Raw genomic sequence first — 10,754 nt, 5'->3', positions numbered from 1 at the left:
CACTGCATCACATTTGTCTATCGTCAGAGGTCATACGACAGACGGGATGCAATAGGTCTCGTCAACACCGAAAGGGAGCCCATGGCACGCATCCGGCTAGGCGTCGTCGCCGTCGTCGTCAGCGCAATGGTGGTTCTTGCCGCTTGCTCGGGAAACGCTCAGAACAACAGCGACTCGAGCGGTCCTGCGGACACGCTCCGAGTCGCCACCGATACCCCGCCCGACCCGTGGGACCCCGCCCTGGCCACGCCCCAGGACGTGAACATGCTCTATTACCAGGGTCCCTACGAGTTCCTGGTCAACACCGACGACAGCGGCAAGCTGGTGCCTGGCCTGGCGACCAGCTGGGAGTCCACGCCCACCAGCCTGACTCTGCACCTGCGTGATGGCGTCAAGTTCTCCGACGGTACGACGTTCGACGCGGCCGCCGTAAAGGCCAACCTGGAGCACCAGCTGAAGGACGGCATCCCGCCGAACCAGGCCAAGTTCTTCAACGTCAAGTCTATGGACGTCGTCAGCCCGACCGAGCTGAAGATCAACCTCGCCCACCCCACCCCGCAGCTGATCTACAACCTGTCGCGCCAGCAGGGCATGATGGCCAGCCCGCAGGCGCTGAAGAACCCCAAGCAGCTGGCCACCGAGCCGGTCGGTACCGGGCCCTGGCTGCTGGACGCCGCCACCACCGTCCCGAACTCGAAGTACGTCTTCAAGGCCAACCCGAACTACTGGAACAAGTCGGCCCAGGGCGTGAAGACCATCGAGATCTACTACATCCCCGACCAGCAGGCCCGGGCGAACGCACTGCTGACCCACAAGGTCGACTACGCCGCGCTGGACTTCCAGTTCGCCGACCAGGTCAAGGCCGCCGGAATGAACGTCCAAGACGTGCCGTCCTTCCCGTACTACCTGCAGATCATGGACCGCAACGGCACGATCATCCCGGCGTTCAAGGACAAGCGGGTCCGGCTGGCAATGGCCTACGCCATCGACCAGAAGTCCTTCTTCGACGTGACCATGAACGGCTACGGCGTCGAGACCAACCAGTGGACGATCCCCGGCCAGTACGGCTTCAACCCCGACTACAAGGGCCTCGGCTACAATCTCGACAAGGCCAAGGAGCTGATGAAGGAGGCCGGCGTCAGCCACCTGGAGTTCTCCATCCCGTCGTACGGCCCCTTCGACGCCTACAACACCGCGATCGCGGGCTTCCTGGCCAAGATCGGCATCACCATGAAGCTGGTGCCTGCCGAGACCGGCAACATCGCAGCCGAGGCGGCGAGCGGCAAGTACCCGGCCGCGATCGTGCCGGCGCACGAGGTGCACCCGCAGGACGTCTACAACACTCGGATCTCGGTGTACGGCCCAGCCAACCCGTTCAAAGTGCCCTCGCCGGACATCGACAAGGTGATGCAGCAGGTCACGGGCGTCAGCCCGGCGGCGGACGAGCCGGCGTATCAGAAGATGGCCGCACTGGCCTCCGAGGACGGGATCATCATCCCCCTCGGCGTCGTCAGCTGCCTGCAGGCCTGGGACCCGCAGCGGGTCACCGGCGTCACCAAGTGGTGGTGGACCTGCGGCAACACCCGGTTCGACGGCATGAAGGTGAACTGAGGCCGGTAATGCTGCGACCAGGATCGAGTCGAGACGGCCATCTCGTGGCGACACGGCTCGCACCGGTGTGGACCACGCCGATGCGGGTAGGACGGCAGGAACGGTGACCAAGTTCATCGCGTTGCGAGTCGCCGGGATGGTGCCGCAGCTGTTGGTGATCTCGATCCTGGCCTTCCTCCTGGTGCAGCTCGCACCAGGCACCGTCGCCGACTCGATCCTGGGCAGTGGCGCTTCGCCCCAGGCGGTGGCCGAGCTCAACCACCGCCTCGGGCTGGACCGCCCGATGATCGAGCAGTACGGCATCTGGGTGAGCAACGCCGCCCGCGGGGACCTGGGCGTCTCGGCCAAGACAGCGGAGCCGGTGGTCACCACCATCGGCTCCCGGATGGGTGCGACGCTCTCGCTCGCCCTCGGCGCGCTGCTGCTGGCCGTCGTCGTCGGCATCGCTCTTGGCGTCCGCTCCAGCCTGCGGCCCGGCGGCATCATCGACCGGACCATCACGGTCTTCAGCGCGGTGGCGCTCGCCGTACCGTCTTTCTGGGTGGGCATCTTGCTGAGTGTGTACGTCGGCGTGAGGTGGGCACTGCTCCCGGCGGGTGGCTACACGCCGTTCGACGTCGATCCGGCGGCCTGGTTCCAGTGCCTGATCCTGCCGTGGATCGCGCTCTCGCTGCCCTCGGGAGCAGTGATCTCCCGGCAGACCCGCAGCGCGATGGTCGACGTGCTGCGCAGCGGCTACGTGCGTGCGGCTGTCGCCGGTGGCCTCACCCGGCGCCAGGTCGTGTGGCGGCATGCGCTGAAGAACGCGCTGACCCCGGTGATCCCGGTGATCGGCTTCCAGCTGGTCGTCATCCTGGGCGCGTCGTTCGTGGTCGAGCAGGCCTTCAACATCCCCGGGGTCGGCTCGATGGCGGTCCAGGCGATCTTCGACCGGGACCTCTCCCTCGTGCAGGGCACGGTGATCGTGGTCGCCGTCTTCGTCCTGCTCTCCAACCTGGTCACGGACGTCGCGTTCGGCTGGGCGAATCCGAAGGTCCGCCTGTGAGTGAACCGGTGACCGAGACGGTGGCGGACCGGTCCGCCGGGGCCATGACGGGGTCGGCAACCGAGTCTGGGAACGAGCTGGCGGGCGAGTCGCGCCAGGCGCCGCGGCGTCCCGGCCTGCTGAAGCGGCTGGTCCGGCAGAAGGTGCCGTTCATCGCACTGCTTTTCGTGCTGTTCATGGTGCTGGTCGCCATCTTCGGCCCGTTCATCAGCCCCCACGACCCCTCCGCACAAGACCTGGCCAGCGCCTTCCAAGGCCCGAACGGTCAGCACTGGCTCGGCACCGACCAGGTGGGCAGGGACAATCTCAGCCGAGTGATCGCAGGCACCCGGCTGTCCATGATCGCGATGTTGGAGGCCATCTCGATCTCGATCCTGATCGGCGTCCCGCTGGGGATGTCGGCCGGCTACATCGGTGGCCGATGGGAGCGACTGGTCGGCCGGGCCAACGACATCGCGTTCGCGCTGCCAGCGATCCTGGTCGTCTTCGGCATCGTGGCCGTGACCGGCGTGAGCCTCTCCCACGCCATGATCGGCCTCGGTCTGGTCTTCAGCACCCGCTACATCGCGCTGGGCCAGGCGATGGTCAAGTCGGCGCGGCACGAGCCATACGTCGAGGCGGCCCAGGTGCTCGGCGTACGACCGTTCGGGGTCATCACCCGGCACATCACCCCCAGCATCCTGCGGCCGCTGGTGGTGCAGACGACCGTGCTACTGGGCGCGATCATCCTGATCGAGGCCGAGCTCAGTTACCTGGGTCTGGCCGCCAGCGCGTCGGACCCCAGCTGGGGCCGGATGCTCCACGACTCCCAGTCCTACTTCGCGCAGCAGCCGTTCCTGCCCTTCCCGGCCGGGCTGGCGATCATGCTGCTGGTGATCGCGATCAACCTGGCCGGCGACGGCGTCGCGGATGCGATCATCAAGCGCCCCGACACCGGCGCCGTCACCAGGGCGAACAAGCGCAAGCGGCCGCCGGTCGTGGTCTCCGAGCGGGCCGACCGGGCACCCACCGACGGGCCGGTGCCGGTGCTTGAGGTCGAGGACCTCGTGGTGGCGTTCCCGGCCGAAGGCGGCGAGGAGACGGTGGTCGTCGACGGTGTCGACCTGCGCGTCACGCCGGGTGAGACGCTCGGCCTGGCCGGTGAGTCCGGTTCGGGCAAGAGCCTGACCGCGTGGGCTGTGGTAGGTCTGGTGCCGGAGCCGGGCCGGATCGTGCGCGGCTCGGTCAAGGTGGCCGGCCAGCAGCTGATCGGCCGCTCCGACCGCGAGCTCAGCGACATCCGCGGTCGCGACGTCGGCATGGTGTTCCAGGACCCGACCACCGCGCTGGACCCCACGATGACCGTGGGCCGACAGGTGATGGAGCCGCTGCGCCGGCACCTCGACATGACCCGTGCCCAGGCCAAGGCGCGCGCGCAGGACCTGCTCGGCCTGGTCGGCGTACCCGACCCGGCGGCCCGGATGGGTGACTACCCGCACCAGTTCTCCGGCGGCATGGCCCAGCGGGTCGTGATCGCGCGGGCGCTCGCGTGCAACCCCAAGCTGCTGCTGGCCGACGAGCCCACCACCGCGCTCGACGTGACGGTACAGGCGCAGGTGCTCGACCTGCTCATCGACCTGCAGGACGAGTTCGGGATGGGCATCGTACTGGTCACCCACGACCTCGGCGTGGTCGCGGACATGTGCGACTCCGTCGCGATCATGTACGCCGGCCAGATCGTCGAGCGCGGCACCTGCGCCGAGGTGCTCAAACGCCCCGAGAACCCCTACACCGCGGCGCTGCTGGCCTCGAGCCCGGTCAACGACGCGCCGACCGGGCAGCGGCTGGCGACGATCCCGGGCCGGGTCCCCCCGCCGTGGGAGTGGACGACGTCCTGCCGGTTCCAGGACCGCTGCTCCTACGCGGTGGACGCGTGTGGCGCCGGGAGCATCGCCCTGGTGGGCGACGACCGGGCCGTGCGTTGCGTGCGCGCCGGCGAGTTGGAGCTGGTCCCCGAGGTGAGGATCTCGTGAGCACCCTGTTGGACATCCAGGACCTCGCGGTGCGGTACGCCGCGCGGCGCGGTCTCTTCAGCAGCACCCCACCACGGCCGGCTGTCAATGGGGTGAGCATGCAGATCGATGCCGGACAGACCTTCGGTCTGGTCGGCGAGTCCGGCTCCGGGAAGTCGACGATCGGGCGGGCGATCCTGCGCCTGGTCGACACCAGCAGCGGCTCGATCAGCTTCGCCGGCAAGAACATCGCCGACTTCGGCCGACGCAGCCCGTTGTCGTACCGGCGGGCCGTGCAGGTGGTGTTCCAGAACCCCACCACTGCGCTCAACGCGGCGTGGACGATCGAGGACATCCTGCTCGAGCCGATCCGGCTACACCGCGACCTGCCCAACGCCAAGGAGCAGTCGAAGCTGGTCGACCAGCTGCTCGACCAGGTCGGGATGTCGGAGTACCACCGCAAGCGCTACCCCTGGAGCTCTCCGGCGGCCAGTGCCAGCGGGTCGCGATCGCGAGGGCGCTCGCCTCACAGCCGCAGCTCATCGTGTGCGACGAGCCGGTCAGCGCGCTCGACGTCTCGACGCAGAGCCAAGTGATCAACCTGCTGGAGGACCTCCAGGAGGAGCTCGGGGTCGCGTATCTCTTCATCGCCCACGACCTCGCGGTGGTGCGGCACATCAGTGACGACGTCGGCGTCATGTACTCCGGCCGGCTGCTCGAGACCGGTGCGGCCGAGCAGGTCTACACCGAGCCGGCGCACCCGTACACGCAGATGCTGCTGGCCGCGATCCCGGTGCCGGATCCCGACGCGCAGCGCGAGCGGCGCCAGCTGCGCCGGGACCTGCGGGCGGCCCAGAAGAGTGCCCAGACGAGCGCCCAGGACAGTGCACGGCCTCCGGTCGGGGACGGTACGGCGACCGTGCTGGACCCGCGCGCCGAGGCCGGCTGCCCCTTCCAGAGCCGGTGCCCGATGGTGATGCCGGTCTGCCGTACCGAGATGCCGCCGATGCGCCCCACCTCCGGCGGCGGCCAGGTTGCCTGCCATGCCCACGAGCCGATCACGATCGGAGTGCCCGTCGATGCCCGCTGACCTGATCCTGACCGGCGGCACCGTCCGGACCCTGGATCGGGTCTCGTCTGCGGCCCGCCGGGTGGCGGAGGCGGTGGCGGTGCGCGACGGCCGGATCGTCGCGGTCGGCTCGGCCGAGGAGATCGCGGGTCTGCGCGGTCCGGCGACCGAGGTCGTCGACCTCGACGGCCGGACGGTGCTCCCCGGTGTCCACGACGGGCACATGCACCTGGCCATGTGGGCCGCCAACCGGCCCGAGTACTCGATCGACCTCAGCCGCGCCACGTCGGTCCAGGAGGTGGTCGACGCCGTCGCCCGCCGGATCGCCGAGCGCCCGCAGGGCAGCTGGGTCAAGGGCCACGGCTGGTACGAGGCGCGGGTGCGCGACCTCGACGGGCGCTGGCCGACCCGGCAGGAGCTGGACGCCGTCAGCCCCTCGCACCCAGTCGTGCTGGTGCACTTCTCCGAGCATGCGGTCTGGGCGAACAGCCTGGCCCTCGCCGCCGCCGGCATCACCGCGGCCACGCCGGACCCCGAGGGTGGCACGATCCTGCGGGACGCCGACGGCGAGCCGGCGGGCTACCTGGTCGAGTCCGCCGGCGACCTGATGCTGACCGCGCTGCCGCAGCCGACGCGGGCCGAGGCCGACGCGGCGGTCGGTGCGGCCATGCAGCAGCTGCTCGACCTCGGCTTCACCAGCGTCACCGATCCGATGGTCGGGCCGGGTCTGCTGCGGCAGTACGCCCGGATGCACAACGCTGGCGGACTCCCTCTACGCGTGGGCGTACTGCTGCACTGGGCCGGCCTCGGGCTGCCCAACAACGCCGACGAGATCGAGCGCGCGCTCGGCTTCAGCGGGATGGTCACCGGCCTCGGGGACCACGTACTGCGGATCGCCGGCGCGAAGCTCTTCGCCGACGGCATCCCGCCGCTGCGCACCTCCTGGACCTCGCGGCCGTACGGCGAGGGCTGCCACGGCTCGCTGCTCACTGACGGTGAGACCGACGAGGCGCGGCTCGCCGAGCTGACCGGCATGGTCGAGAAGCTGCATCGGGCCCGGCTCCAGGTGCAGGTGCACGCGACCGGCGACCGCGCCTGCGACGCCGCCTTCGACGCCTTCGCCGCCGCTCATCTCAAGGACCCGTGGCCGGACGCCCGGCATGCCCTGATCCACGCCAACCTGCTCAGCCCGCAGACGGCCCGCCGGATGGCCGAGCACGGCTACTGCGCCAACACCAACGCGCTAATCAAGTGGAGCGTGGCCGATGCGCTGCCCGCGACGTACGGCGACGAGCGCGCCGGCTACAGCTCGCCGATGCGCAGCCTGATCGATGCCGGCCTGCACGTCGCCGACACCTCCGACGCACCGGTCTCCGACCCGGACTGGCGCCAGGGTGTCGAGTGCCTGGTACTGCGCGAGGCCCGGGGAAGCGGTCGGGTCAGCGGCCCGGAGGAGCGGGTCAGTCGCGAGGAGGCGCTGCGCGCCTGGACCATCGAGGCGGCGTACCAGGAGCACACCGACCACCTCAAGGGCACCATTGAGCCGGGCAAGCTGGCCGATCTCGTGGTGCTCGAGGAGGACCCGCTCACCATCGACGAGCACCAGTTGCACGCCCTGACGGTCGCTGCAACGTACGTCGGCGGCGTCCACCGAGGAGGACCCGGATTGTGACCGCGCCGATCGACCCCGCCCGTCTCGAGCAGGTGCTCGCCGACGAAGAGGAGCGCTACCGCCGGCGTGCGCTGCGCTCGGCCGAGCTGGCCGATGACGGCCGCCGCTCGCTCGCCGGCGGGGTGCCGTTGCATTGGATGGGCAACTGGCCCACGCCGTACCCGCTGTTCATGGAGTTCGCCGTCGGTGCCCGGGTCCGTGACGTCGACGGCCACGAGTACGTCGACATGTGCCTCGGCGACACCGGCGCGATGTTCGGCCATGCGCATCCGGCGGTGCGGGAGGCGATGATCCGGCATGCCGACCGGGGTGCGACCGCGATGCTGCCGACCGCCGACGGCAATGCCGTCGGTCGGCTTCTCCGGGAGCGCTTCGGTCTGCCGCTGTGGCAGTTCGCGACCTCCGCAACCGACGCCAACCGGTTCGCGATCCGGATGTGCCGGCTGGCCACCGGGCGCGACAAGGTGCTGGTCTTCTCCGGGAAGTACCACGGCTCGGTTGACGAGACCCATGTCGTCGACGTGGATGGTCGGCTCGAGCCGCAGCCGGGGGTCTCGCGCAACGCGGTCGACTTCGACCGCGTCTCGGCAGTGGTCGAGTTCAACGACGTCGAGGCGCTGGAGAAGGCGCTGGCCGGCGGCGATGTTGCCTGCGTGCTCGCCGAGCCGGCGATGACCAACATCGGCATTGTGCCGCCCGTCGACGGCTACCACGACGCGCTGCGCGAGCTGACCCGCGCAGCCGGCACCAAGCTGATCATCGACGAGACGCACACCATCTCCACCGGGCCGGGTGGTTATACCCGCGCCTACGACCTCGACCCCGACGTGTTCGTGCTCGGCAAGGCGATCGCCGGCGGCATCCCGGCCGCAGTGTACGGCATGACCGAGGAGATGGCCGGCACCCTCACCGACTACACCCGTAAGGTGAACCACGCCAGCAGCCACGGCGGCTTCGGCGGCACGCTGGTCGCCAACGCGCTCACCCTGCACGTCATGCGCACCGTGCTTGAGGACGTCATGACGCCCTCGGCGTACGCACACATGATCGGGCTCGCCGAGCGCTGCGAGGCTGGTGTGCAGGAGGTCATCGCGCGGCGTGATCTCGGCTGGCACGTGACGCGGCTCGGAGCGCGCTGCGAGTACCTCTTCGCTCCCTCGGTGCCGCGCACCGGCGGCGAGGCGAAGGCTGCGCGCAACCCTCTGCTCAACGCCACGCTGCACCTCTTTCTGCTCAACCGCGGGGTGCTGCTCACCCCCTTCCACTCGATGGTGCTGATGTGTCCGGCCACGATTGCGGAGGACGTCGACCGACACACCGCCGCGCTCGACGAGTTCGTCGGCACGGTCCTGGCCTGATAGTCAAGCCTGTTGCGCTGGTCACCGGCGCGAGCAGCGGGATTGGGCTCGCGACCACCGTGGCGCTCGCCGGCACCGGCCGGCGGGTGGTGGCCACCGCCCGCGAGACCTCGGACGTCGCGGAGCTGTGCGACGAGGTCGCGGCGTCCAGCGGACAGATCTCGCTGGCCCGGCTCGACGTACGGGACCGGGCCGGGGCGGCGGCGCTGGTCGACAACGCGGGTGCCTCGGGGCGCTCGACCTGGTTCAGAGACCGATCTGGACAACTGGAACCTGATCATCGGCGCCAACCTGATCAGCGGCGTCATCGTCAACACCGCCTCGGTCTCCTCCTGGACCGGCCAGGCCACGCTCTCGGCGTACGGCGCCGCCAGGCACGGCGTCTCCGGCCTGACCAAGGCCGCCGCCATGGAGCATGCCAACCAGGGCATCCGGATCAACGCGGTCGCGCCGGCTTCACCCGCACGCCGATGATCGAGCATGAGATCGCGGACAACCCGGCCTGGGCCAACTCCGCCCTCGACGTCAGCCCAGGTGGCCGGAGAAGCCGGAGACCTTGTTGGCGAAGGCGACCATGCGGGAGCGCTTGCTGGTGCGGCCCTCGACCTGGTCGCCGATGGCGCGGATGGCCCAGATGCCGAGGGCGCCGGTGGCGCGGAGCGGCTCGGGCTCCCAGCGACGGGGCGGCTCGCCGACCCACGGCAGGCGGGTGAGCTCGGTGTCCTCGCCGAGGATCAGGTCGGTGAGGGTCCGGCCGGCCAGGTTGGACGCGGCGACCCCCTCGCCGACGTACCCACCGGCCCAGGCGGTGCCTGCGGCCCGGTCGACGTGCACGCACGGCGCCCACTTCTTGGTGACCCCGAAGACGCCGGCCCAGGAGCGGTCGATCCGCACATTTCCCAGGGTCGGGAAGAGCCTGATCAGCTGCTGCCGGAAGTACTCCGCCACGACCGGCTGCGCGGCACCGTCGGGGGAGGGCTTGGAGCCGAAGCGGTACGGCAGCCGGTTGTCCGCACCGCCGATGGTGATCCGGCGGTCCTCGGTGTGCTGCAGGTGGAGGAACGGGTGCAGCGCCAGCAGGGTCTCGTGGCGCTCCCAGCCCAGCCGCGCCCAGGTGGTGTCGTCGAGCGGCTCGGTGACGATCATCGAGGTGCGCACCGGGATCAGCCGACCGCGGTGGCTGCTGAGGCTCTCGGTGTAGGCCTCGGTGGCTCGCACGACCCACTTGGCCCGCACGGTGCCGTACGGCGTCCGCGCGGCCGCTGCCTGCGTTCCCGAGCGTGGGGTGATCGCCGTGACCGGGGTGCCTTCGTAGATCCGGGCGCCAGCGGCCTCCACCCGGGCGGCCAGCCGGCGGACCAGGCGGCCCGGGTTGATGGTGGCCGAGTGCGGGCTGAACCGGGCGCCGAGCTGGTTGGCGACGCCGATCCGGGCGGCCGCGGCGCCGGCGTCCAGCCAGACGCAGTCCTCCTCGGTGAAGCCGTACGCGCGGTCCTCCTCGACCGAGCCCTTGAGCCGCTTAGCCTCAAGCTCGTCGCGGGCCGAGATCACCACGCCGCCCTTGACGAAGGCGCCGAGGTCGTCGGCCGCCATCGTCTTGCCGACCTCATCGACCGTCGCCTGGACGGCGCGCTCCATCCGGACGCCGGCGCCGGGCCCGCCCAGCGCGTCCCAGTACTCCCGCGACCCGTTGAGCTGGGCGATCACCGCGCCGCCGTTGCGGCCGGACGCGCCGTACCCGGCGAACTCGGCGTCGAGCAGCACGATGTCGAGTCCGGGGTCCTTGCGGAGCAGTGCGTACGCCGTCCACAGGCCGGTGTAGCCGGCGCCGACGATGCAGACGTCGGCCTCGCGTTCGCCGTCGAGGCGCGGGCGCCGCTGCAGCATCGACGGGTCGAGCTTCTCCTCCTGCTCCAGCCAGTGCGAGACCACGCCGGCGGGCGCGCCGGATCGGGTGTTCAGGTCAGCGGTGGGCTCGGGCATCGGGGGCACCTCGTCTGATCGTGGA

The 10,754-nt window shown here is 70.2% G+C and carries 9 protein-coding genes and 1 pseudogene; 9 read left to right on the top strand and 1 reads right to left on the bottom strand.

The window, feature by feature from the left end; genetic code table 11:
* Positions 1–81: 81 nt before the first annotated feature.
* The 9 genes and pseudogenes from QM714_RS11850 (at position 82) to QM714_RS11810 (ending at position 9,220) form a co-directional block, all read left to right on the top strand.
* Positions 82–1,611, top strand: coding sequence for an ABC transporter substrate-binding protein (locus QM714_RS11850; protein ID WP_415100661.1), 1,530 nt, complete (start codon positions 82–84; stop codon positions 1,609–1,611).
* A 103-nt stretch (positions 1,612–1,714) separates the two neighbouring features.
* Positions 1,715–2,656 (top strand): ABC transporter permease, encoded by a 942-nt coding sequence (locus tag QM714_RS11845; protein WP_415100659.1) that lies wholly within the window; start codon positions 1,715–1,717, stop codon positions 2,654–2,656.
* Complete coding sequence (locus QM714_RS11840) at positions 2,653–4,668, top strand: dipeptide/oligopeptide/nickel ABC transporter permease/ATP-binding protein (RefSeq protein ID WP_415100657.1); 2,016 nt, start codon at positions 2,653–2,655, stop codon at positions 4,666–4,668. The genes QM714_RS11845 and QM714_RS11840 overlap by 4 nt, the downstream gene beginning before the upstream one ends.
* A complete protein-coding gene (locus QM714_RS11835) occupies positions 4,665–5,243 on the top strand; it encodes an ATP-binding cassette domain-containing protein (RefSeq protein ID WP_415100655.1) in 579 nt (192 codons plus the stop codon). The genes QM714_RS11840 and QM714_RS11835 overlap by 4 nt, the downstream gene beginning before the upstream one ends.
* Entirely contained in the window at positions 5,156–5,737 is a 582-nt protein-coding gene (locus QM714_RS11830; protein WP_415101076.1) for a hypothetical protein, read from the top strand. The genes QM714_RS11835 and QM714_RS11830 overlap by 88 nt, the downstream gene beginning before the upstream one ends.
* Positions 5,727–7,388, top strand: a complete 1,662-nt coding sequence (locus tag QM714_RS11825; RefSeq protein ID WP_415100653.1) for an amidohydrolase — start codon at positions 5,727–5,729, stop codon at positions 7,386–7,388. The genes QM714_RS11830 and QM714_RS11825 overlap by 11 nt, the downstream gene beginning before the upstream one ends.
* Positions 7,385–8,746 carry an aspartate aminotransferase family protein gene (locus tag QM714_RS11820; RefSeq protein WP_415100651.1) on the top strand — a complete coding sequence of 454 codons (1,362 nt, stop codon included), beginning with the start codon at positions 7,385–7,387 and terminating at the stop codon, positions 8,744–8,746. The genes QM714_RS11825 and QM714_RS11820 overlap by 4 nt, the downstream gene beginning before the upstream one ends.
* Positions 8,668–8,955, top strand: a pseudogene (locus QM714_RS11815) (SDR family NAD(P)-dependent oxidoreductase); the annotation flags it as partial. The gene QM714_RS11820 and the pseudogene QM714_RS11815, both read left to right, overlap by 79 nt.
* Before the next feature lie 13 nt (positions 8,956–8,968).
* Positions 8,969–9,220 carry an SDR family NAD(P)-dependent oxidoreductase gene (locus QM714_RS11810; RefSeq protein WP_415100649.1) on the top strand — a complete coding sequence of 84 codons (252 nt, stop codon included), beginning with the start codon at positions 8,969–8,971 and terminating at the stop codon, positions 9,218–9,220.
* 51 nt (positions 9,221–9,271) lie between these two features.
* On the opposite strand, the gene QM714_RS11805 is transcribed toward QM714_RS11810, so the two are convergent.
* Entirely contained in the window at positions 9,272–10,729 is a 1,458-nt protein-coding gene (locus QM714_RS11805; RefSeq protein WP_415100647.1) for an NAD(P)/FAD-dependent oxidoreductase, read from the bottom strand.
* Between the last annotated feature and the right edge of the window lie 25 nt (positions 10,730–10,754).

Source organism: Nocardioides sp., assembly GCF_047602075.1.
In the GTDB taxonomy this organism is placed as follows: Bacteria; Actinomycetota; Actinomycetes; order Propionibacteriales; family Nocardioidaceae; genus Nocardioides.
This window is presented reverse-complemented; position numbering and strand designations above follow the sequence as displayed.

What these genes read in the sequence shown, in the direction of transcription:
- QM714_RS11850 (WP_415100661.1), top strand. Translation starts at nt 82, where the DNA reads ATGGCACGCATCCGGCTAGGCGTCGTCGCCGTCGTCGTCAGCGCAATG.
- QM714_RS11825 (WP_415100653.1), top strand. Translation starts at nt 5,727, where the DNA reads ATGCCCGCTGACCTGATCCTGACCGGCGGCACCGTCCGGACCCTGGAT.
- QM714_RS11805 (WP_415100647.1), bottom strand. Translation starts at nt 10,729, where the DNA reads ATGCCCGAGCCCACCGCTGACCTGAACACCCGATCCGGCGCGCCCGCC.